At 51.4% G+C, this 21,963-nt stretch carries 17 protein-coding genes and 1 riboswitch; of the genes, 4 read left to right on the top strand and 13 right to left on the bottom strand.

The window, feature by feature from the left end; genetic code table 11:
- Positions 1-36 precede the first annotated feature (36 nt).
- The 5 genes from E6C74_RS17840 to E6C74_RS17820 form a co-directional block, all read right to left on the bottom strand.
- Complete coding sequence (locus tag E6C74_RS17840; RefSeq protein WP_136487405.1) at positions 37-927, bottom strand: LysR family transcriptional regulator; 891 nt, start codon at positions 925-927, stop codon at positions 37-39.
- Between the two features lie 187 nt (positions 928-1,114).
- Complete coding sequence (locus E6C74_RS17835) at positions 1,115-1,783, bottom strand: transcriptional regulator (protein WP_136487404.1); 669 nt, start codon at positions 1,781-1,783, stop codon at positions 1,115-1,117.
- A 269-nt stretch (positions 1,784-2,052) separates the two neighbouring features.
- Positions 2,053-2,373, bottom strand: coding sequence for a DUF2149 domain-containing protein (locus tag E6C74_RS17830; protein ID WP_136487403.1), 321 nt, complete (start codon positions 2,371-2,373; stop codon positions 2,053-2,055).
- Positions 2,360-2,830 carry a MotA/TolQ/ExbB proton channel family protein gene (locus E6C74_RS17825; RefSeq protein ID WP_136487402.1) on the bottom strand — a complete coding sequence of 157 codons (471 nt, stop codon included), beginning with the start codon at positions 2,828-2,830 and terminating at the stop codon, positions 2,360-2,362. The genes E6C74_RS17830 and E6C74_RS17825 overlap by 14 nt, the downstream gene beginning before the upstream one ends.
- On the bottom strand, positions 2,827-7,143 hold the full coding sequence (locus E6C74_RS17820) for a cobaltochelatase subunit CobN (RefSeq protein WP_136487401.1): 4,317 nt from the start codon (positions 7,141-7,143) through the stop codon (positions 2,827-2,829). Before E6C74_RS17820 ends, E6C74_RS17825 begins: the two co-directional genes overlap by 4 nt.
- 99 nt (positions 7,144-7,242) lie before the next feature.
- Positions 7,243-7,453: riboswitch (cobalamin riboswitch) on the bottom strand.
- A 337-nt stretch (positions 7,454-7,790) separates the two neighbouring features.
- On the opposite strand from E6C74_RS17820, the gene E6C74_RS17815 reads away from it, so the two are divergent.
- A complete protein-coding gene (locus E6C74_RS17815; protein WP_136487400.1) occupies positions 7,791-9,176 on the top strand; it encodes an FAD-binding oxidoreductase in 1,386 nt (461 codons plus the stop codon).
- A gap of 40 nt (positions 9,177-9,216) precedes the next feature.
- Here the strand turns inward: E6C74_RS17815 and amrS are convergent, their stop codons facing one another.
- Positions 9,217-10,302: an AmmeMemoRadiSam system radical SAM enzyme gene (gene amrS, locus E6C74_RS17810; protein ID WP_136487399.1), complete on the bottom strand. Its 1,086-nt coding sequence runs from the start codon at positions 10,300-10,302 to the stop codon at positions 9,217-9,219.
- Between the two features lie 73 nt (positions 10,303-10,375).
- Here amrS and amrB point away from each other — a divergent pair, with 73 nt between their 5' ends.
- Both amrB and amrA read left to right on the top strand, forming a co-directional pair.
- A complete protein-coding gene (gene amrB, locus E6C74_RS17805) occupies positions 10,376-11,191 on the top strand; it encodes an AmmeMemoRadiSam system protein B (protein WP_136487398.1) in 816 nt (271 codons plus the stop codon).
- Positions 11,169-11,759 (top strand): AmmeMemoRadiSam system protein A, encoded by a 591-nt coding sequence (gene amrA / locus E6C74_RS17800; protein ID WP_136487397.1) that lies wholly within the window; start codon positions 11,169-11,171, stop codon positions 11,757-11,759. Before amrB ends, amrA begins: the two co-directional genes overlap by 23 nt.
- 19 nt (positions 11,760-11,778) lie before the next feature.
- On the opposite strand, the gene E6C74_RS17795 is transcribed toward amrA, so the two are convergent.
- The 5 genes from E6C74_RS17795 to E6C74_RS17775 all read right to left on the bottom strand — a co-directional run bounded on the left by E6C74_RS17795 (position 11,779) and on the right by E6C74_RS17775 (position 16,566).
- Complete coding sequence (locus E6C74_RS17795; protein ID WP_136487396.1) at positions 11,779-12,264, bottom strand: nucleoside deaminase; 486 nt, start codon at positions 12,262-12,264, stop codon at positions 11,779-11,781.
- Positions 12,265-12,356: 92 nt separating this feature from the next.
- Entirely contained in the window at positions 12,357-12,944 is a 588-nt protein-coding gene (locus E6C74_RS17790; protein WP_136487395.1) for an AAA family ATPase, read from the bottom strand.
- Positions 12,945-13,048: 104 nt separating this feature from the next.
- On the bottom strand, positions 13,049-14,623 hold the full coding sequence (locus E6C74_RS17785) for an EAL domain-containing protein (RefSeq protein ID WP_136487394.1): 1,575 nt from the start codon (positions 14,621-14,623) through the stop codon (positions 13,049-13,051).
- Positions 14,624-14,841: 218 nt separating this feature from the next.
- The gene (locus tag E6C74_RS17780) at positions 14,842-15,600 is read right to left on the bottom strand and encodes a metallophosphoesterase (RefSeq protein ID WP_136487393.1); all 759 of its coding nucleotides are present in this window, start codon (positions 15,598-15,600) and stop codon (positions 14,842-14,844) included.
- Positions 15,601-15,687: 87 nt separating this feature from the next.
- A complete protein-coding gene (locus E6C74_RS17775; protein WP_136487392.1) occupies positions 15,688-16,566 on the bottom strand; it encodes a LysR family transcriptional regulator in 879 nt (292 codons plus the stop codon).
- 170 nt (positions 16,567-16,736) lie between these two features.
- On the opposite strand from E6C74_RS17775, the gene E6C74_RS17770 reads away from it, so the two are divergent.
- On the top strand, positions 16,737-17,939 hold the full coding sequence (locus tag E6C74_RS17770) for an MFS transporter (protein ID WP_136487391.1): 1,203 nt from the start codon (positions 16,737-16,739) through the stop codon (positions 17,937-17,939).
- A gap of 206 nt (positions 17,940-18,145) precedes the next feature.
- Here E6C74_RS17770 and E6C74_RS17765 read toward each other — a convergent pair whose 3' ends face one another.
- A complete protein-coding gene (locus tag E6C74_RS17765; RefSeq protein ID WP_136487390.1) occupies positions 18,146-20,557 on the bottom strand; it encodes a DUF2309 domain-containing protein in 2,412 nt (803 codons plus the stop codon).
- Positions 20,557-21,924 carry an NADH-quinone oxidoreductase subunit L gene (locus E6C74_RS17760; protein ID WP_136487389.1) on the bottom strand — a complete coding sequence of 456 codons (1,368 nt, stop codon included), beginning with the start codon at positions 21,922-21,924 and terminating at the stop codon, positions 20,557-20,559. Before E6C74_RS17760 ends, E6C74_RS17765 begins: the two co-directional genes overlap by 1 nt.
- Positions 21,925-21,963: the final 39 nt, after the last annotated feature.

Below are 21,963 nucleotides of genomic sequence, written 5' to 3'. Positions count from 1 at the left end.
GAATTAAGGGCCTTTTTTCATTGTTTCGAGCACTGTTTAGTCGTGGCGCAATGCCTCAATCAACAGCTTGAAGGCATGCAACGGTTGTTTACGGCTCGGGTAATAGAGGTAGTAGCCGGGAAACGGATCGCACCACTCTTGCAGCACTTTGACCAGTTCACCGCGTTCGACGTATTCATCGACGATGTCTTCGGTTAAGTATGCCAGGCCAAGTCCGGATAGGGCTGAGCGGACAATTGGCATATAAGTATTGAACGTCAGCTGACCTTTGGGACGGATGTTGATCGTTTGTCCGTTATGGTCAAATTCCCAGATCAGATTACCGCCGGATGTCGGCAGGCGCAGATTGAGGCAGGAATGTTCGAGCAGATCTTTCGGCTGTGTCGGTTTATCAAAACGGGTGAAGTAATCGGGCGAGCCGACCACGGCCACACGCATCGGCGGGCCGACTGGTATTGCGATCATATCTTTTTCAACCATGTCACCCAATCGGACACCGGCATCAAAACGTTGATCGACGATATTAGTCAAGGTGTTGTCCATGTGTACTTCGACATGAATGTCTGGGTACTGGGCAATAAATTTAGCCAGTTTAGCGTAAATTACGCTGTCGAATGCGTGTTCGCCACAGGTGAGGCGAATGTTACCGACCGGCGTATCTTTGAAAATAGATAACTCAGACACATGAGAAGAAATGTCGCTGAAATGCTGCTCTAAGGAGCCCATCAGTTTTTCACCCGCTGCGGTCGGCGATACGCTGCGCGTGGTGCGGGCCAGTAAACGAATATTGAGGCGTTCTTCCAGTGAACGAATGGTCTGGCTTAAGGCTGACTGAGTCACACCGAGCTTAGCTGCCGCCTTGGTAAAGCTTCTTTCCTGCGCCACAATGACAAAGGCGTAGAGATCATTAAAGTTTTCGCGAATCATTTATTAGTATTTCTTATTAACTCATGATGATTATCCTATCTAATCAAGGCAGCGAAGACCATTTAAAATTGCGTTATTCTGATTAAGTTGATGCTCAGGGCAGCTGCTGATTTGGCTCGTCTTGAAGCGGTAATGGCTAAGATTGAAGTTGCCAGTTCTCGTTGCTGAGTCTGCTTGTGCTTACCAGTTATTGCAGCAGATCGAGCAGGTAAAACAGCACATAGCGCGAGTTATTGACGTTCATCGAAATCAGCGTCGAGATCAGCAACAGCAAGGTAATCAGTGACAGAAAAAACAGACGGGTAACTTTGTTATTAGCGGCGATTGTGGCCGCCTCTGCTGTGCCCGGCGTTATCTGGCATTCGGGTGCAGGCGGAGTGGCGCCGCTGTTATTTTGTAGCGCAGGTTTTGTGACCCGTGGCTGAGCGCTCATCTGCGGCGCAACGACCTCTGACAACGGCTGACCGGCGTCATCCTCTGCCAGTGAACGTACATCAGGTTCGACAATAGTTACGTCCGCGATAAATCGATAACCTATTTTAGGTTCGGTGCGGATACATTTCGGACTTCTGGCGGAATCACGCAGGTTCTTACGCAGCGTCGATACCGCCTGGGTCAGGCTGGAATCATCGACCTCAAAGCCTCTTGCTTTCCAGACGTAATCATACAGCTCATCGCGACTGATACTGCGATGTGGATTAAGGATAAAAAAGTGTAGTAACCGGCTTTCATTTTCACCCAGGATATAATCTTGTCCGGCAATCGTTAAGGTATTGATTTCTGATTTAAAAACCAGCTGACCATTAATGATAGCCTTTACCTGACTGACTTTGGTTTGAAACGTGCCCAACATCATTGCAATAAATAATTATGATAGTTATTGAATTTACTGGGATTATAAACGAATGGACAATGATAATTAGTGGTTTTATCTGAATGGTATTATTAGGTCAGCTAATTAATAAAAAACTTTAACCTCTTAATAGTTATGGATATTAGTTGGGCGACCACGCCTCGGCTGGGATGTGGTCGCCAAAACAGGACTTAGAACAGGGGCAGCATGACATAACATCCTGCCCCTGTTCTTGATGTCTTCCTAAGGCTGATGCCGATTGATCGTCGCCGTTAATTGCCGATTAAGATCAGCTTACCGGTGCGGGCGTCGCGGTAGACTTTGCCGACCGATTCCATCCCGTTTTGATCCGTGCCGCTACCCTGCATACTTTCCGGCATGTCAATCAGTTCTTCGCTGGTGGTTACCGATACGGTTTCCAGACCAAAATGCTGCTGCAGCGACTGGCTCTGGCTGATAAGTGCGACCATCAGTCCGAGGGCAAATACCAGCATCACATCCATCAGGTTGGCAAAGCCGGATAACGGGTCGACATCCTGTTCGGCAAAACGCCTGCGCTCCCACGGACGCGGATGATGCTTAGGCTGGTTCATGGAGCGCCTCCGCGATTGCCAGGCCCGATTCCAGTTGCTGGAAGGTTTGCTCATACCAGCGGCGTCTGACCCGACCGAGCGTGTAGCCGACCAGACCAATGCCGAGGCCAAGTACTGTGGTATCAAACGCCACCATCATCGCGGTGGCGAGTTGAGAAAGGTCACCGTTTGACAGCGCCGCCAGTCCCGGCCCCAGTGGGATCAGGGTGCCCATCAGGCCAAGAATCGGGCCGGTACGTGACAGCAGATCCACCCGCTCGAGGCGTTTTTCCGCGTAGTCAGCAAACAGTCCGATATTGGCCGGGGAGAGATGACGCAGGCTGCCTAACCCCTCACTGATGAAGGTGCCGATCTCCCAGATCACCGCCAGTAAAGCGATGCCAAGCGCGAGCAACACCGGGTACAGTAACCATTCGACAACATGATGAAGTATGCCGATTGTCAGACCATGAATCATGACATTTTTCCTTTCATTTTCAGTGTAATGTGACGGTTGCGTCTCCAGGCAACCACCAGAGTCAGTACGGCCAGTAGCCCAATCAGCCAGTACCAGTCCGGAATCTCGGTTTCGCCCTGGCTTTCTTGCTGCTCGGCGTCGCCGGATTGCTGAGGAGCGGTTGGCGCCTCATTGGGCTGATTGTCCTGGCTGATGGTCAGCTCTTTAATTGAGTGTTGTTCCTGCTGTTTCTGTTCAGGTTGTAATGCCTGGTCGAGGACAGATTTAAGTGCCTGCCAGTCTTTGGGCTGCAGGTATTGTTCCAGCCACGGCATCATCGGATGATCGGGCTTGGTGTGTCCGCTGCCCGGTAAACCGTGCTCAGCGACTGACTGGGCAAAGTCGGTCGCGATGTCACGAATGGTTTGCGGCGATGCATCCCAGAAGCCTTTGTTAATCGCGACCAGCATAATCGCCAGCATGTTGGTACGTACCTGGACGTTGTGACCTTGCTTGAGAAACTCATCGATGCCGATGTCATAGCGGTCATCGAGATAGACATCTTTCACTTCTTCCCAGGCCCAATTTCCGACCAGAGACGGGTTGGTCACCTGCCAGCCCCACAGGTATTCAAGAAACTCAGAACCCATGGTCCGTGCGCCCGCGTAGCCATGTTTCATCAGCCCTTGCAGCCACTCCGGATTAAGGAATCGGCCACGTAACTCCTGGCGTAATGCCAGACTAAGCGGTTGAGTGATGATATTTTCAGGGTCGGCGTGGTTGAGCACAAAGTTATTCGGTGCCTGCCCGGACAGGCTTTCAACCGCCAGGCTCAGACCACCGAGGTAGTCAAACGCATCGTTGTTATCAATCAAACCGTAGAGGTTACTGGAGCGGCCAAAATAGGTATTTTGCACATTGGACAGCACGTGCTTAAACGTCTCTTGTGCCGGCAGACCGTATGAATCAGAGGTGTAGGCGTGGCCGAGACGGCGCAGGTACACATCCGCCAGCTCTTCACGTTGCTGCCAGGCTCCGGAACGTTCGACCAGACGGTTGACTCCGGCACCATAACTGCCCGGCGCATCGCCAAAAATACGCAGCGTGCTGAGTTTGGCCGCTTGTTTGGCCGTAATCCCCTGGCTGATTTGCGCGCGGGTATCTTCCACCCAATGAGCGGCAACCTGGTTGACTTGCAGTGATTCGCTGCCGCCGCGTTGCAGCTTACCAAGCGGTGATAAAGCGCTGTTGAGTGCTTCCGTCAGCGCCGGGTACTTGGCAATGATCTCATCGGCCGAGGCGTCCAGAGCGAGAAGCACAGCCTGATCTAACAGGTGCAGCTGCTTGGCATACAGATCGCGGAACAAGCCGGAGGTGGTAAACACCATGTCACGGCGATGTCGTCCTGGCTGCAGCGCTTGTGAGCGCAGACCGGTGACAAGGCCACGGCTGTTCCATACCGGTTCAAATCCCAGCATATCGAGCGCAAAGGCCACCATTACCCCTTCGTCGCGCACCACGTCGGATGCCCACAACACCTGAGCTTCACGCTTGTCAGCCTGAAACGGGTTTGACCGGCGAGCATCCTGCGCCATGCTCTGGCCAATCTGCCAGGCGACTTTACTTGGGATCAGGCTGTTATCCAGAGCGTAGAAGTTACGTCCGGTCGGCAGACTTTCCGGACTGCGGATAGGGTCGTTACCTTTCCCCGGTTGAATAAACTGGCCATTGAGACCGGCCAGCAGGCTGATCATCTCCTGTTTTGGCGAGTCGGTCAGATTATCGCGCCACTCCTGATGCGGCTGACCATCTTTAGATGACATTGAGGCCAGCATCATTTCAATCGCGTTGTCTTGCCACGGCTTACCAAAGATATGTAAACCGTAAGGCATGAACTTCTCCTGCAGGCTGGTGAGGTAGTGGCCGATTTCATGCACCAGCATCGCATCGTCTACTTCCTCAAAACTGATGCCCATCACCGCCAGTTCGGCTGACATCGACTGCGCCAGTTCATCGCGCAGATCCAGTGTGTCGACTTTATCGCGAATGCGTTTAATCAGGGTTTTCGGCAGGGATTGGTTCTGGTTATCGCGGTTGGCCTCGTAGCTTTCGATCAGCTGACGCAGCTGCAGCAGTTCATCATATAATGGCGTACTTTCCAGTGGCGGCGTCAGATGATCGACCATCACAGCCAGGCCGCGGCGTTTGGCCTGGATGCCTTCACCCACTCCATCCACGATATACGGGTAGACGCCGGGAATATCGGCCGCGATAAGGCGCGAGTAGTCGTCTCCGGCCAGACCGACTGAGCGATGCGGCAGAAATTCATAGGTCGAGTGGCGGCCAAGATGCACCATGGCATCGGCTTGAAAAATATCGCGCAGGTAGTGGTAAAAGGCCAGATACTGGTGCGGCGGCGGGAAAGCCAGGTTAGCATGCAACAGCTCTTCGTTCACTTCCCAGCCACGCGGCGGCTGCGGTCCGATAAAGATGTTGCCAAATTGCAGGCCCGGCAGCAGCATTTGGCCGTCATGCACCATCACGTAGCCCGGTGCTTGGCCCCAGCCACCTAACGCTTCGATGCCGATTTTACCTAACGCATTAATAATAGTTTGTGCCTGTTGCCAGCCTTGTTCTGAGTAAGACTCCAGCTCCTGCTGATAGGTATCCCGCAGTTGATTGAGCAGCGCCAGAGCGCGGGCGCGGCCCGGATGATTCACCCCTTCAATCAGATGGAACATCTCTTCAATCGTTGAGTTAAGTAGCTGACGCGCAAAGTCGGTCTGTTTGTGCTCAAGGTTAAATTTGAGCTGGGCATGCAGGCGTCCCATCGGACCGTAGATGATCTCTTGCTGAACCTCACCCGGCAGAGAAGCGAAGTAAGGCTGATACTGCTCAGCGGTCATGGATAAAATATTGCTGCTCATCGCATCCAGTGCCGCTCGGTCATTGGGTAAATTGACCCCGCGTTGCTGAATCTGGTCCAGCAGCGCTTCCTGGCTCTCTGGCAGGGTGCCGACATCGTAACCCTGGGTTTGTAACGATTGCAGGATTTGCCACAAACTGGCCGGAACATCGAGGTTATCGGCACCGATATTGTGGCGACCTGGGGGATGGTTATAGTAGATGATCGCGATCTTCTTATCGCGATTCTGTTTAACCTGCAACTGATGCCAGCGATGGATCCGTTGACTGATGAGATCAATACCATCCTGCGCGCTGCTGATCGGTTGAATTCGAATGCCGCTGATGACGTCATCCTGAATATCGCCCGCCGTTGCGACCACGATCGGCTGGCTGACTCCCTGAATTTCCGGCATGGAAACCTGGTAGTAGACTTTATCTGAGGCGAGGCCGTCGGACGAGTTAAGCCATTCCTGCTCAGTGCGGTCACGCAGCTTGAGGGCTTTGAGCACCGGTACATTCAGTTCAGATAATACCCGGGTTGCCTGCTCACGTCCTTCACCGCCACCGATAACGAAGTCTTGTAACATCACAATCGCGGCCAGCGGCGCGCTGAGCGTTTTCAGGCTTTGCACTGCTTCAAGGCTGGGCGCGCCCCAACTGGCCAGAGCGACCAGACAATGCACGTCATCGTAACGGCTGATAGTGTCACACAGATTCTGAAAGACCAGACGATCGCCCGGACGGTCAGAGCCTGAGTGATCGATAAGCGTGACCACGGCTTTGTCCGGACTCAGCTCCGGCAGCGTTTCTACATACTGACCCTGATACCACCATTGCAGGCGTGGCTGCGGTTGCGGCGGGTGAAGGGTGATGTTTCCGTCGACCTGATGACTCATCCAGCGCATCAGCTCCACTGTATTATCGACTCCGCCGGCCTGCCAGTAGGCGCGCGCGTCGAGCCAGTCGCGCTGTTTGGGATATTGCTGTTTTAAGCGCTTCAGCCAGTGTGACAGATCATCCCCCGGACGTGTGGCGGCTATTTCGGTCACTTCATCGCTATTCGCAAACGGACGCGCCCGCTCACTGTGGCTGAGCTGGATCAGACGGTGATCGCTGCTGAAAATCATCACCTGCGATGGCGAGTGGCGTTGGAGATCACTGGCGACTTCACTGACGGATGCACCAAACAGACCAATACCGACCATAGCATCGGCTTGTTTAAGGATCCGCTGTCTGTCGTCCGGGGACATTTCCAGCCATTGAGTATCTGAGCGGGCGATAATCGGGTTATCGTGCGCGGAGGAAAATTGCTGCGCTGCCTGGGCAATCGTCTCAGCATTACGCTGTGACACCAGCAGAAACAGAGTGGGGGACGCTACGGCCTGAGCCGTGAACAACCCGAAAAATAACACAAATAGAAAACGCATTGTTACCTCAAGGAGAATAAACCTTAAGGCAAAGAAAACTGACTACTGACATTATGGGCGAAGCCAATCATAAACCAGTACCAGGTCTTCCCGCCCGGTGTTGCTTGGTAAAATTTGAGCTTCAAGTATCTGACTTGTAACCAGGAACGCATTTTCAAAAGCAAAGTGACTGTTTAGAACAAGCGGCTGCTAAAAATGAATAACGCTCAATTGGCTGGCTATTTACAGTTGCGGGTACAGTGACGGAATTACACCATCTTCCTTGATGCGGATGAGAATTTTGCATCCAGCTCGAAACGCGTAGTTATAGAGAGTTCTGATTGAAAGGTCAACACGGCTTGGCTGTGTGAATGGGTTTTATCGATTAATTAATATTTTTATCATTTTATATTGTTGTTATAAAGCTATGATTTTTATTTGTTCTGAATTATCTATGGGGGCTAATTTTTTTATCCACTCAAATAAAGAGGTTTCTTTCTGCTAGGCTTTTAACTCATAAAGTGCCTGCATCATTTCGGGCGCTGTCGCGATTAAGCACGACACAGGTACGCTAACTCTAAGTCTGATAAATAGTACGCTGGACGCAGTTCGAATTAGCTTGGTTTCACTGTTGCGATGACTCATGGAAAACATGAGAGGTAAATCGTATGAAAAACTTACAAAACTCAGAAATTGAGGCTTTTAAAAATCAATTTGGTGGTGAAGTTCTTTTGCCGACCGATCCCGCCTATGAAGACGTTCGTCAAATCTGGAATGCCATGATCGACCGTAAACCCGGTATCATCGCTCGCTGCACGTGTGCGGACGATGTGGTGTTGGCGGTTAACCTGGCCCGCGAGCACCAACTGTTATTGTCGGTGCGCGGTGGCGGCCACAATATTGCGGGTAATGCTGTGTGCGATGAAGGTCTGATGATTGATCTGTCGCTATTAAATCAGGTCGAGGTTGATCCTGATGCTCGCCTGGCGAGAGTCGGTCCGGGCTGCACCCTGGCTGATGTGGACGGGGCGACCCAGAAACATGGGCTGGCACTGCCGGTCGGCATCAATTCCACTACCGGGATTGCCGGTTTAACCCTGGGCGGCGGATTCGGCTGGCTGAGCCGCAAGTATGGTATGACCATCGATAGTTTGGTCAGTGCTCACGTGGTGACTGCGGACGGGCGTCAGATCCTCGCCAGTGAAACAGAAAACAGCGACCTGTTTTGGGGGCTGCGTGGTGGTGGCGGTAACTTTGGCATCGTGACCCAGTTTGAATTCAAATTGCATCCGGTGGGGCCGGAGGTACTGAGCGGCTTGATGGTGTTCCCTTTTGCGCAGGCCAAATCGATTCTGACGCAGTTTGCCAGCTTTACCCAAACCGCGCCGGATGAACTGAGCGTGTGGATGGTCGCCCGTAAAGCACCGCCATTGCCGTTTCTGTCCGAAGATGTGCATGGTAAGGAAATTATCGCTCTGGCGATGTGTTACGTCGGCGATCCGGCGGAAGGCGAAAAACTGATTGCGCCGTTACGTCAGTTTGGTGACCCGCATGGCGAACATATCGGCGTGCAGCCATTCTGTGACTGGCAACAGGCGTTTGATCCCTTGTTGACGCCCGGGGCCCGCAATTATTGGAAATCACATAACTTTACTGAGCTGAGTGAAGGTGCGATTGATTGCGCGCTTGAGTATGCGGCCAGCCTGCCATCGCCACAGTGCGAAATATTTATTGCCTCACTGGGCTGTGCCACCGGACGTCCCGCGCCGGATGCGATGGCATATTCCAGCCGTGATGCTAATTATGTACTCAATGTTCACGGTCGCTGGGATGTGAAAGAAGATGATGAAGCCTGTATCGAGTGGGCGCGTGAATTTTTCAGAAAAAGCAAACCGTTTGCCAGTGGCGGGGCCTACATTAATTTCCTCACTCAGGATGAAGCGGACCGCACCGAATCCGCTTACGGGCCTACTTTCAAGCGGCTGCAGGCGATCAAGAAAAAATATGACCCGGATAATTTGTTCCGTATGAACCAGAACATCAAGCCCGCCTGACGGCGGATCGGGTTATGCCACGCTTTCGGGTTATACCATGCTAACGATGGATCGCGACCGGGATACGGCGCGGTCCGAAATTTTCGCGTGGCCCGGCAAAACGGCCGGGCAGCGAATATCCGCAATGAAGGCAGTGCCCGGTGTCGTCCAGGGCATAATCACCAAGCTGATACCAGTCACGTTCAATCACCGGTTGATGGCACGCCGGGCAATAGGTGGCATCCGAGGCCGGATCATGCACGTTGCCGCAATAGACAAAGTGCAGGCCGTGAGCAAGGGCGATAGCGCGGGCGTGCAGCAAGGTATCGAGCGGTGTTCTTGGCTTATCGCGCATTTTAAAGTCAGGATGAAAGGCGCTGAAATGCAAGGGCACATCCGGGCCGAGATGATCGCTAATCCACTGACACATCGCATGCAGTTCCTGATCGCTGTCGTTTTCATCCGGGATCAGTAAGGTGGTGATTTCCAGCCACACATCCGTTTCTTGTTTCAGATAAAGCAGTGTATCGAGCACCGGTTGCAGGTGGCCATGGCAGATCTTGTGGTAGAAATGTTCACTGAAGCCTTTTAAATCAATGTTAGCGGCGTCCATACAGCGGTAAAAGGCTTCTCTTGGCTGGTCACAGATATATCCGGCACTGACTGCCACGCTTTTCAGTCCGAGTTCGTGCGCGGCGAGCGCAGTATCCATGGCATACTCCAAAAACACCACAGGATCGTTATAAGTAAACGCCAGACTTTTACAGCCGTATTTGAGCGCGGTTTGCGCCAGCTCCTCGGGCATCGCGGTGTCGCATAAGGTGTCCTGTTGGCGCGATTTACTGATATCCCAGTTCTGGCAAAACTGACAGCTGAGGTTACAACCGGCCGTCCCAAAGCTCAGTACGCTGGATCCGGGATAAAAATGGTTGAGCGGTTTCTTTTCAATCGGATCAATACAGAAGCCGGATGAACGGCCGTAACTGGTCAGAACGATCTCGCCCTGGTGATGAATACGCACAAAGCAGGCGCCGCGTTTGCCCTCACGCAGGGTGCATTGGCGCGGGCAGACATCGCAGCATACCCGGCCATCGGCCAGTTTATGCCAGTAACGGGTCGGGAAATAGTCGGGTGGAGAACCTTGCATAACCGATACCTTCTGTCTGCTGCATCATGACCTACACTGAAAGTATAGTTGATGGGATGTGGGCACAAAGCTAATGAAGTATCGTGACGCCGCCGTGGCCGGAAAGTTTTATCCGAGCACCCCGAATGAACTGAGACGTCAAATGACGCTCTATCTGGGCCATGAACCTGCCTCTGGACATCGGCAATACAATCAGCCTAAGGCGCTGATTGTTCCTCACGCCGGCTACTTTTATTCCGGTGAGGTGGCCGCACAGGCGTATCAGTGTCTGGCACCGTTTCGTTCGGTGATCACTCATGTTGTGTTGCTCGGCCCCAGTCATCATGTCGCCTTGCAGGGCGCAGCTGTACCTGACAGTGATGTGTTTATCACGCCTTTAGGTGAGGTAAAGATTGATAAGGCAGGTGTTGATATGTTATTGCAGCGGCAATTGGTGATTCAATCTGAGCGCGCTCATCATTGGGAGCATGCACTGGAAGTGCAACTGCCGTTTTTGCAGCATTGCCTTGCCAACTTTACTGTCTTGCCGTTGGTGGTCGGTCCGAGTGAGCCGACTAAGCTGAAACAAATACTGACGTTATCATCGTTAGGAGACCAGACGTTGATCGTGGTGAGCAGTGACCTGAGTCATTATCATCCTTATCAGGAGGCGCAGCGTATTGACGCCGATACGGTTGAGCGGGTGTCTGCCCTGAGTACGGATATTCATTCTCACCAGGCTTGTGGCTGCTATGCCATTAACGGCTTACTGGAATTGGCCCGAGATCAGGCCTGGCAGATTGAGTGTCTGGCTCAGACCAACTCAGGTGAGGTGATGGCAAAACGCAAGCATCGCGCTGTCAAGGCTGATGAGGAAGTGGTGGGCTATGCCAGTTTTGTCTTGTATTAAGCTCAGCGATGACGAGCGCCGGGCATTGCTCGATTTGGTGTGGCAGGTGTTGGAACAGGCGCTCGCTGGTCGGGGCTTTCAACTGCCGAATGCGCCGCAAAGTGAAACCCTGAGCCAACCTGCCGCCAGCTTTGTTACTCTGCATCACAACGGGCAACTGCGCGGCTGTATTGGTTCGTTGTCGGCCGATGAAGCGTTATGGAAAAACGTCTGTCACAATGCTTACGCCAGTGGATTTAAAGACGCGCGCTTTGCGCCGCTGACAGTGCAAGACAAGGCGGGATTAAGCGTTGAGGTTTCAGTATTGTCTACGTTCACTCCCGTCGAAAATCTGGGTGAGGTTGAATTGTTGCAGCGGCTCAGGCCAGCCATCGATGGCTTATTGCTTGAAGATCAGCGTCATCGCGCCGTCTTCCTGCCCTCGGTATGGCAAGTCTTGCCCGAGCCCGATCAGTTCGTGGCCGCGTTAAAAGCCAAAGGTGGCTGGCCGCCGGGCTATTGGAGCAAGGACATCGACATCCATTTATTTGCGACCACGGTCATCAGTGACAACGCAGGCTCGGTATAAATTCGCTCGTGTTAACACCTTATGGTTTAGCACTCAGCCGGGTGAACTCATCCCAGATGGCCTGACAGTCTTCTCTTCCCTGAGTGACATGAATCATGTCGAAGGCCGATTTGTCCGAGCCATCAAGGTAATCACGCAGGTGTTGGTCGGAAAAGCCATGCGCGGCCGCATCACGGTGTGACGACGCGTAATAACAGGTTTTGATACCGGCCCACATCATCACCGCGACACACATCGGGCACGGCTCACAGGTGGCGTACATCACACAATCGGACAGATCCAGGGTGTCGAGTTTTTTACACCCCTGTCGCACTGCGACCATTTCGGCATGGCCGGAAATATCGGTTTGTTCCAACACCGTATTGCCGACCGCACAAATGACTTCACCGTTGCGTACTAATGTGGCGCCAAATGGGCCGCCGGTGCCTTTTCTCAAACCTTCGATGGTGGTATCGCAGGCGAGCTGAAAATATTGACCGAGATGGGTTGGCACCGTTTGACACATAATGATGATCCGCAGTTGTTAAGGAAAGTGAAGTCACGAATTATATAGGATGTCGTTCTAACATGCTTTGCCACAAATCCGCTTGAACCCGCTTAAGGCGCAGGGTAGCGATTAATCACATTCTCCAGCGTCATAATGCCGAACATGATTTTTCTGACAAAGGATTCGGAGCTGCCGACAAAATAAAAGTGTGGATGGCGTGACCAGATACGCTGTAACTTTTTATCCAACTTGGCCGCCTGAGCCAGAGATTCATTACGGGTTGGATTATTGCTGCTGATGTCTTTACCCGAAGCCGCGGCTGACTCAAAAAAGATCACGGCGTCGTAGCGGGCGATCTCTTTCTCGAAAGTGGAGTTAACCTGCTTGAAGAAGTCACTTTCCGAATTGGGCCAATAGGCGAGGCCATCGAGAGAGCCACGATCACAGACTAATAAACGGTCCGGATACTGCAGTTTATGAATATCTTCCAGGTTTCTCTGCAGCTGAAAAATGGTTTTCTGCACCATTTTTATCGCCTGCTCGTTATTACAGCGGGTTACGCCGCCTGAAAACAGCAGCGTTGCCGCTTCGGGGACCACAACGATCTGCTTTCCCAGTTCGCGTCGAAACAGATCCAGAGCGGTGGTTTTACCGCCGCCAGGGCCTCCGGTTACTACCACTTGTAATGGCTTTTTCATCAGTGCCTCGGTTGCGTTTTTGTGTTGTTTTAAGCATAGCCAAGAGCACCCAGGTAGGGCGGTAAAGTTAGATGACTTAAAGTGAGCGAAAAGATCGTCGGTTATTAAATTACTTTTAGTTGTGCCAGATTTGGTGTCAGTGGGCCATTGTGAATCCCGGGCGTTAACGCTTGCTTAGCCAGCAGTTGGTCCAGTTCGGGTTTCGGCATTGAACGGTAAAAGTACCAACCCTGAATATAGCCCCAATGGCAGTTTTGCTTGATGATGTCGTGTTCGCGCTGGGTTTCAACCCCTTCAAATATCACTGGTCGGTTTAAACTGGTGAGCAGTTCCATTATCGGCCCAACCATCTTGCGTTTCACATCGTAATTCAATGCATTCACAAAAATCCGGTCTACTTTGATAAAGTCAAAATCGAGCTCGGTCAGCCACACCAGGTTGGCGACACCGGTGCCGAAATCATCCAGCACCACATTAAAACCGAACGATTTTGCCCGTTGGGAAAAATCCGACAGTTCAGTTAGTGGCAGAGAAATGCGCTCGGTGATCTCGATTTTGATCTGATCCGGATTAATGTTGTAGCATTGAACCAGTTCAAACAGGTAAGGCAGGTATTTCTGATCCTGTATTTCATAGGTATCAATATTTATGCCCAATGCAAAGGTTGGATACCTCTGTAATATCGGCGCCATTTCTGTAACCGAGTGTTCGGCGATAAAATAAGATAACTTCGGATAAAGATGCAGCTTTTCTGCAATAGCAATAAATACTTCAGGAGATACTCGGCCAAACTTGCTGTCATGCCAGCGTACCAAGCTTTCAACACCAATAATGTGGCGGTCATTCACCGCGATTACTGGTTGGTACTCCATAGTTAAGCTTTTCTCTTTTAATGCTTTACGAAAGCGGCTTTCCAGAGAATTACGCTTTTGAAAAAAACTGAACCAGGCATAGGTGGCAATAAGACCAAACAACCCTGCGATGAATAATAAAACAAAAAATATGCCAGGAGGATAATGCGCTAACCCTGCAGCGTAATTATCAATATAGACACAGAAATTGTAATCATCATGACATAACTTCGTATGTATTTCTAATGGCGGGAATAATAGTTTCTTTGATTTGTTTGGTTGATAACGATAAAACACGTGCTGGCCATCATGGGTGCTTATTTGAAACCAGAAATGAGGTTGCTGTCTTATCAAAGATGCATAGAGATTGGGTTCATCGACAGAGAAAAACCGACCTTTTTGTACCAGGCTATAGGTTTGATCGGTCGGAAACAGATGACTGACTTGTGAGTAAAACACAAAGCTTGAAAATGCAGTTTCATTATTGGAAGCAATTTTAATCGGACCCAGTTTGCCCCAGTTTGCAGAGCACAGCACGGTATCGCCTTCGATAAGGCCGAGGTCATAAATTTTACTGTTATGGTGAGTGAGTACTCTGAGAGAATTTAAGGTCTCTGAGTCACATTTAGGCTGTGGCAAAGTCTGCGCTGTATTCAATACCGCGATAATTTGCTCGGCGACTTGCACCGCTTCTTCATAGGCAAGTCGATTAAATCTCAGTTGTTCGTCTTTCTGAATATGATAAGTAATATAATCAACGACTAAGATTGTAATGACAGTGATAGTCAAAAAAACTAAGCATTGATAAAAACGTTTTACTATATCCATTTCCACGTCAAGGCAGGACAATTTCTGAGTGGTATTACTATTGATCGTTTGTTAATTCACATGCAAGAGAAATGTGATGTCTTTTACGCCTTGCTGTCTGTTAAGGGTGAGACTTATTATCTGAAATCGGGTGGTACGTGAAAGGGTAAGAAAGTGCGTTTAGTCGAAACAAAGCCAGAATAAGCCTTAACGCATGACTAAGCGTTGAAGTCTGCATGCTAGACCAATTCGATTTCAGTGCGTTTCTCATCGTGTAAGTTAAACGAACGTATTTCGATGGCGTTCGGATGAAACTCGCAGACGCTCAGCCGAGGATCAGGGATAAAATTATTGGGTTCGTAGCCGGAGCCTGTATCGATAAACAGTTTGTTTTTTCTGATCTTAGGGCAATCGAGAGGTGTGTGTCCGCACACGACAAAGTCCACGTTATCAATTAACTGCGCGCTGCTTCTCAGAATATCGTCTCTTCCCCACAGCATCCGATGGCGCAATTCCTCATCAATAAACTCAGCCTGTGGTGGCCAGTTGAAATACGGGTACTCGGCGTGCAAAACACCGATCGTCTTATTGCCCACCGCGACACTGAGCGTCAGACTGTATTGGCTCACTACGATTTCCCGCGCAAGGGCTTGTTGTGCCGGGCTGAGTTGTAGCCACCATCCACCGCCATTGAGCAGCCAGTTGCTTTGCCGGTCGGGCGATTCATCGTAACGTTGCAGAATGAAGCTTTCATGGTTACCCAATACCGGATAAAACCATTTCTCTCTGGCGAGGGTCAGACACTGCCAGGAGTCATTGCCCCGGTCAGTGAGATCGCCCACCGCAAACACCCGGTCGCGGTACTTGTCAAAATGAACCATCTTGAGCGCATGGATCAGCAAAGTGAAGTCACCGTGCACATCCCCGATAAACAGATCCCGCCCCGAGGTATTGGCACTGATAGAGCGATGTAATGGCAGTTTTTCCAGCGCGTTCATCCTTCTTGCTACCTCAACTTTATCTGTTACTTAAGCTTAGCAGAGGTGGGTTTAGCTGTTTATGTATGAAGGTAAGTGAGGAAAGCCCTAATGCCCATTCACCTCAGCTAAAATGAAATCACGGAATACCTGGTTGGCGCGGGAGAGGTAACTGTCTTTGCGCCAGGCCAGGCTCAGATCAATTTCAAACGTTTCGGCAAATGGGCGGGTGACTATCTGGTCATCCTCGCGGATGGCAACCTGCCACATCGGAGAAATGGCGTAGCCCTGGCGGATAACGGATTTGATCAGTGGTAACAGGTTACTGATAAATGCCACCCGTGGCTTGATGTTCTCTTTGCGGCAGATACGATCGAGCAGAATGTGGTGATAGTAGCCCTTGCGGAACAGCACCAAATCATGGGAGAGAAAGTCGGCATATTCGATGACCTCTTTTTCGGCCAACGGGTGATCGACCGACATACAGACGACCATCTCTTCGCGAATTAACGGGCCGCTTTCGAGTTCCGGAGTGAGATCTTTACTTGCTACCACACCGAGTTCAACCTCGCCATCAAGCAGCATACGGCGAATATTGCGGGTACCAGTGTCCTGAATACTCATATCGATATTGGGATATTGATGGCGAAAGGCCATCAGCAGAGGCGGGAAGTAATAGGAGCCCAGCATGCTCGGTACGGCAATATCGACCTGCCCCTGATCCAACCCTTCCATGGCTTGCATCGCCAGTTTAGCGTCGTCTGCCTGGCGTAATATTTGCCGTGCATGCAATACGAATTCGCTGCCCGCTTTGGTCAGACTGATGCCGCGGTCACGGCGGTTGAACAGCGGTGTTTTCAGCTCCTGTTCGAGCTTTTTGATGCTGCTGCTGATGGCTGGCTGAGCCAGATTGAGTACCCGGGCTGCGGCTGAAATCGACCCCTGTTCCACGGCAGTGACAAAGTGCTTTAACTGTCTGAGTTCCATATGTGTTCATCCCTTACCTGAACTGAATGCCGATGTCATTGTTTTTTCTTAGGGTATAAATTTTATCTATGGTTCAGATAAATACAAAATATTTTTTTTATTGCTTATGGACCGATACCCTAACGCTGTAACCCGTTTCCTTGTTCCGTCACCTGAGTAAGTCGTTAGCAGTGAAAAAAACAGCCCATTACAGTCGAGTCGTTATTTGTGTTTGTCTATTTTCGATAGTCACCTTTGCCAATATCTATTGGTTGCAGCCGTTGTTGCCCGTGATTCAGAAAGAATTTGAGGTAAGCTCTCTGGCCGCTAACCTGGCTATGTCTGCACCTTTGCTGGGTATGGGATTAGGACTGCTTATTTTCGCCAGCGTGTCGGATGCGATAGGTCGTTGTAAAGTGCTGCTGGTCGGGACGGCGATTGGCTTATTGGTGTCTGTGGTTTTGCCGTTGGTGCACAACTATCAGCTGTTTCTTACGCTGCGCTTTTTGCAGGGTGTGTTTCTGGCGGTGACGCCGGCGCTGGCGGTGCCACTGATGGGCGAAGAGCTGAGAAAAAGCTGGCTCGCCGGTGCGGTTGGTTTTTACGTGGCATCGAACACGCTGGGCGGGATTTGCAGCCGCTTACTTGGTGGCCTGAGTACCGAATATCTGGGCAATTGGAACTATGCCGGTTATGTGATTGCCGGCCTCAGCCTGGTTTTGTATGCCATCATCTATTATCTGTTACCTGCGCAACGCCACTTTAAGCCGGCGCCACTTAAAGTGGGTAAGTGTTTGAAAGCGTATGGCTATCATCTGAAAAATCCGCAGTTAGTGATCCTTTATCTGTTGATTGGTCTGGCATTCGGCACTTTTGTTAACTTGTCTAATTACCTGATGCTGGTGCTGAGCGAGTTTCCGTATAACCTGCCAAGTGATGTGCGCAGTCTGATGTTCCTGACTCTGCTCGGCGGAACGACCAGCTCTTCGCTGGCCGGTAAATTTGCCAAGAAGTACAGCCAGATCGCGGGTGTTGCGTTTGGCGCTATCATCATGCTGATGGCGAACTTTCTGATGAGCTGGGCGAACATTTATACCATGGTGATTGGTATGGTGATGGTGTCGGTCGGTTTCTTCTTCTGTCACGCTCAGGCAAGTACCCTGATTGGCCGTAAAGTGACCCAATCAAAAGGCAGCGCCCAGGCACTTTATAGTTTGTTCTATTACTCCGGTGCCAGCTTAGGTGTGTTCTTTCTGGAGCCTTTCTATCAAACCTGGGGGTGGCAGGGCATTCTGGGGGCGACCCGTATCGCCCTGGCGTTGTGTATTTTGCTCGTCATTATTTACCAGTGGATCAGCGCCTATAAAGACAGCCATTCTCACGCAATGTCTTAAGCTCAATAAATAGGTTTAGTTTGGTTGAACGCTGGTAGCTAACCGACTCTGCCTGATTGGAAAGGCGGTTAGAGGATGGAATGGATGGCGCAGGGAAGAACAACAGATTATCTGGCAATAAACTCCGGGTGTCAGTAAACACAACCTAGGTTTCCGGAAAGCAAAAGAGCCGCGCGAGCGGCTCTTTGCGTAAACGCTTGGTGCCATCAGACTGCGGCTACCCACTGCTTGTTGTGATACTGCCAAACCTGGTTGTTGTCATCAATCTGATACAGGAACAGCCAGCCATTATCCACCAAAGACGCAACGTCCTGATGGCGAGCCATAATGGCCTCAATGGCGTACTGTGGAGCCTGAATAAAAGTACTCAGGCGCACAGGCTGATGACGGTACTCTGTGCCGTCATGCACGGATTGCTGAGATAAACCAATACGCAGATCACCGCCGTTGCCTTCAAACACACCGATATGACCACCGACCACGTTATGCAGCAGTTTGTTACCACTGCCGTATTTTTCCGGCGTCGTGACTGACGCATAATATTGCAGATTAATCCAGTTCATCACCAGCAGAGGCGCAGTCATGATCTTTTCCAGTTGGCTGAACTCCGGATCCTGACTGACATGGTATTCATGTAAGAAGGCCCGGCCGTCAAAATTGAGTCCGCGGGTCAGGTAACGTGGTGCGATAAACACGCCAGCGTTGTTACACAAACCCCATTCCGGACGCATCTGAGCCCAGTTGGTGGCACGTTGCTTAAAGAAGCGGCTTAATTGCGCATTATCTTCCGCTTTGGTGCCATCGAACAGTTTGGCACGTTCTCGGCGCGCGTGGTCACTGGCTGCGCTGAGGTTCTGTTTCCAGGAAAGCGGTGCATCGGGCGCATCAAACACCTGATAATCGTCGGTGGTTGTATTGTGCAGCGCGGCAAAGAAGTGGGTGTCTTTCGGAACAACCACCCCAAATTCTGCCATAACCAGACGCACAGCGGAGTCGTTGAGCAGACTCGCCAGGACTTTCACGTTGACTTCGCCGGTTTGACCGCCACACGCACCGCAGTCGAGACCCGATGACGTATGGTTGTTGCAGGTCTGGCTACCGTGACCGGTTAACAGCACGACTTTCGCCAGGCGTTGGCTGATGCCCATTGCTTTAAGAATCCCGGCGCCAAGTTCTGCCTTCTCACGCACGCTAAGCGTGATCTGGTTACGTTTCAGTTGCCACTCTTCGTTACCACGTGCATCGCGGTTAATCGGGTTTTCAGTCCCATCCTGCATCACTACCCGTTTAAACAGGCTGACCAGTTTTAGCAGGCCACCGGCTTCGACCATGCCCAGATTGGAGGATGGTTTTTCCAGACTGTTCTGCCAGCCCAGTTTTGTCACCCGCAGCCAGCGATCCGGTTGCAGTTGGGTCTGCTGCGCAACCAGAGTAGGAGCCAACAGGCCCGGTAATTGAGGACGATGAATATTGCCATCCTGAGTCTGATAGGCGATCGGGATACCAAAGAAGCCGGCAAAACCCAGTGTCTCGATGTGGCTGCCTTGTGCTTCCAGCGCACGACGCATACGTTCCGAACGTACATCAATACAGAAAATAGCCTGCAGTTCAGGACGATTCGGGTCTTGCTGAGTAGTGACGTTCTGCACTTGAGTGATCCAGTCTTTTTGTACACTCAGTTCAAGGGCGCGTTGCCATACCCAGATTGGTGCCAGTTGCTGTTCCGCTAACTGGTACATTTGGCGAACATTAGTCGCTTGATGGCGCAGTAACTGACGGATTTTCAGCGCGGTTTCCAGATGATTTTTCTGCAGCCACTGCATCAGGACACTGTTCCAGGCCAGCAAGATAGCAGTCAGTCCCAGCGCATGGGGCAGATCGGCTTGCTTATTGGCAAGGTTAGCCTGCCAGTCTTGCCAGGATTGCCATCCCGCCCAGCCGGACAATTGATGTAACAGGGCACGCAGAGATGCGTAAGCGCCGTCTTCATCGGTCCAGATGTCCTGCCACAGCGGTCCGACGGTATCAAGCAGGTCATAGATCGAGCCGGGTAAAGTACGGAAATAAGGCAAAAGATCGACGCCCAGCAAGGTTTTGATCCCTTTGTCGCGTGCAACGACTTCAAGCCAGCTCTGGTACAGGTGTTCACCGTTTTTACCTTCAGAATCGAAACGTTCCGGGTATTGGTGGTACAGCGCGATGAACTGGCTGACCTGCTGAACGATTTCCTGCACCCAGCTGTGCCCTTGAGTGGAAGGGATTTCTTCATCCATCAACATGCCCAGAGTTTTCCAGCGGGTCAGCGGTGCTTGCGGGCGCTGAATGTCTTCTTCCAGCTGGGCTATGGTCATGTCGACGCCAAGCTGCTCAATCGCTGAGGCCAGATGTTGCGGTTGAATCTCGGTCTTCCAGCGCTGCTGATAGTAACTTTTGTCCATCAGGCTGGTTTCGCCGGTCAGAACCGCCTGCTCGGCGAAGGTCTTTTCAATACTGTCATGACGTTGTTGCCACCAAGGGTTAACCGCAATGGACTGATCCAGCGGCCAGGCCGGTGCGATAGAAGCGGAAACTTGTTTGGCGATTGTTGCGTATGGAAGCGCGTGTTTTTGTTCGATCATTATTTTGCCTCTGGTTCCATTTGCACTTGAGCTTGTTGCAGTTCAAGCAGTGACTGGCTTGGCCACCATTTCAGGGTCAGGCGGGTCGCCCATTCGTCCAAATACGCACCGGCGTTGAGCCAGATAAATAGTCGTTTAACCCAACCGACATGCGGGCTATATTGTAGTGCCAGTGACAGAGCAAACAGCAGGATAAACATCAGCGCGACCAGGCCATCAGCGGCCAGGTTGAGCGGGACGTTCAAGCCGGTAATCTGTGCCAGTGAATGTTTGGCTGTGGTGTACAGGGTCAAGAGGCCTGCCGCGAATGCCAATGTGATCATCAGACGTGGCAGCATGGTTTTATCCCAAGCGGTCACGCTCGGCACAATCAAAGCACTTAGTGCGAACCACACCAATATGGTGGCGGCAAAACTGGTCATCACAGCAAACTGCCATTGAGCAACAGCCAGCATCAGTGAAGAGAGCAGCAACGCGACACACCAGTTACGAACCTTAGGTTTGACTTCACCCGCCAGCTTGGCGGCCAGATAGTGGTTAACCGTGTTGCCACTGTTAAGGAACGAGTACGCTTTATAAAACGAGTGGGCAAACAGGTGCAGCAGAGCCATCTCATACAGACCCAGGGCAATTTCAACCAGCATCAGACCCATTTGCGAGCTGGTCGACCATGCCAGTTTCACTTTGATACTGATGCGGGTGGTGCTGACCAGACCAGCAATGACGGTACTGATACCGGCACAGACGATGATGAGCCAGCAAGCGATACTGCTGGATGCCAATACCGGTGCGAAGAACAGCAGCAGGATACCGCCCAGGTTGACGATACCGGCGTGCAGCAGTGCTGAGACCGGAGTCGGTGCTTCCACCACCTGCATCAGCCAGCCGTGTACAGGCAATTGAGCACATTTGATCATCGCGACCAATGCCAAAAGTACTGCAGCAATATTAAGGTGCAGACTGCTGTGAGCAAACGAAGTCTGGCGGACGATGTCGCTGATGAAAGGTGTCTGGAACTGATGGTAAAGCGCAAAGAAGGCACCGGCCAGCAGCAGTTCGCTGAAACGAGCCAGCAGGAACTTCTTGTGCGCAGCCAATTGAGCACGCGGGCGCTGCGGATAAAACAGAATCAGTTGGTGCAGACATAGACTGACACTGACCCAGGCTGCCCAGAACAGCAGCAGGTGGTCGCTGAGTATCACTACAACGACGGCTGAAATTGTCATGATAAGGGAACGAAGAAAGCGAGCGCGATCCGCTTCGCCACTGAAGGCCACCCAACTATAACGTACGATAGTGAATCCTAAAATCGCCACCAAACCGAGTAACATCAGTTTGAGGGGCGTCACTAAAAACAGAGAAAACATGACTATCCTCACAGTTCCAAAAGTCGCGGCTATTGTGAA

It is taken from the genome of Vibrio sp. H11, assembly GCF_004804295.1.
GTDB classification, from domain to species: Bacteria; Pseudomonadota; Gammaproteobacteria; order Enterobacterales; family Vibrionaceae; genus Vibrio; species Vibrio ostreae.
This window is presented reverse-complemented; position numbering and strand designations above follow the sequence as displayed.

What these genes read in the sequence shown, in the direction of transcription:
- E6C74_RS17840 (WP_136487405.1), bottom strand. Translation starts at nt 927, where the DNA reads ATGATTCGCGAAAACTTTAATGATCTCTACGCCTTTGTCATTGTGGCG.
- E6C74_RS17835 (WP_136487404.1), bottom strand. Translation starts at nt 1,783, where the DNA reads ATGATGTTGGGCACGTTTCAAACCAAAGTCAGTCAGGTAAAGGCTATC.
- E6C74_RS17830 (WP_136487403.1), bottom strand. Translation starts at nt 2,373, where the DNA reads ATGAACCAGCCTAAGCATCATCCGCGTCCGTGGGAGCGCAGGCGTTTT.
- E6C74_RS17825 (WP_136487402.1), bottom strand. Translation starts at nt 2,830, where the DNA reads ATGATTCATGGTCTGACAATCGGCATACTTCATCATGTTGTCGAATGG.
- E6C74_RS17820 (WP_136487401.1), bottom strand. Translation starts at nt 7,143, where the DNA reads ATGCGTTTTCTATTTGTGTTATTTTTCGGGTTGTTCACGGCTCAGGCC.
- E6C74_RS17815 (WP_136487400.1), top strand. Translation starts at nt 7,791, where the DNA reads ATGAAAAACTTACAAAACTCAGAAATTGAGGCTTTTAAAAATCAATTT.
- amrS (WP_136487399.1), bottom strand. Translation starts at nt 10,302, where the DNA reads ATGCAAGGTTCTCCACCCGACTATTTCCCGACCCGTTACTGGCATAAA.
- amrB (WP_136487398.1), top strand. Translation starts at nt 10,376, where the DNA reads ATGAAGTATCGTGACGCCGCCGTGGCCGGAAAGTTTTATCCGAGCACC.
- amrA (WP_136487397.1), top strand. Translation starts at nt 11,169, where the DNA reads ATGCCAGTTTTGTCTTGTATTAAGCTCAGCGATGACGAGCGCCGGGCA.
- E6C74_RS17795 (WP_136487396.1), bottom strand. Translation starts at nt 12,264, where the DNA reads ATGTGTCAAACGGTGCCAACCCATCTCGGTCAATATTTTCAGCTCGCC.
- E6C74_RS17790 (WP_136487395.1), bottom strand. Translation starts at nt 12,944, where the DNA reads ATGAAAAAGCCATTACAAGTGGTAGTAACCGGAGGCCCTGGCGGCGGT.
- E6C74_RS17785 (WP_136487394.1), bottom strand. Translation starts at nt 14,623, where the DNA reads ATGGATATAGTAAAACGTTTTTATCAATGCTTAGTTTTTTTGACTATC.
- E6C74_RS17780 (WP_136487393.1), bottom strand. Translation starts at nt 15,600, where the DNA reads ATGAACGCGCTGGAAAAACTGCCATTACATCGCTCTATCAGTGCCAAT.
- E6C74_RS17775 (WP_136487392.1), bottom strand. Translation starts at nt 16,566, where the DNA reads ATGGAACTCAGACAGTTAAAGCACTTTGTCACTGCCGTGGAACAGGGG.
- E6C74_RS17765 (WP_136487390.1), bottom strand. Translation starts at nt 20,557, where the DNA reads ATGATCGAACAAAAACACGCGCTTCCATACGCAACAATCGCCAAACAA.
- E6C74_RS17760 (WP_136487389.1), bottom strand. Translation starts at nt 21,924, where the DNA reads ATGTTTTCTCTGTTTTTAGTGACGCCCCTCAAACTGATGTTACTCGGT.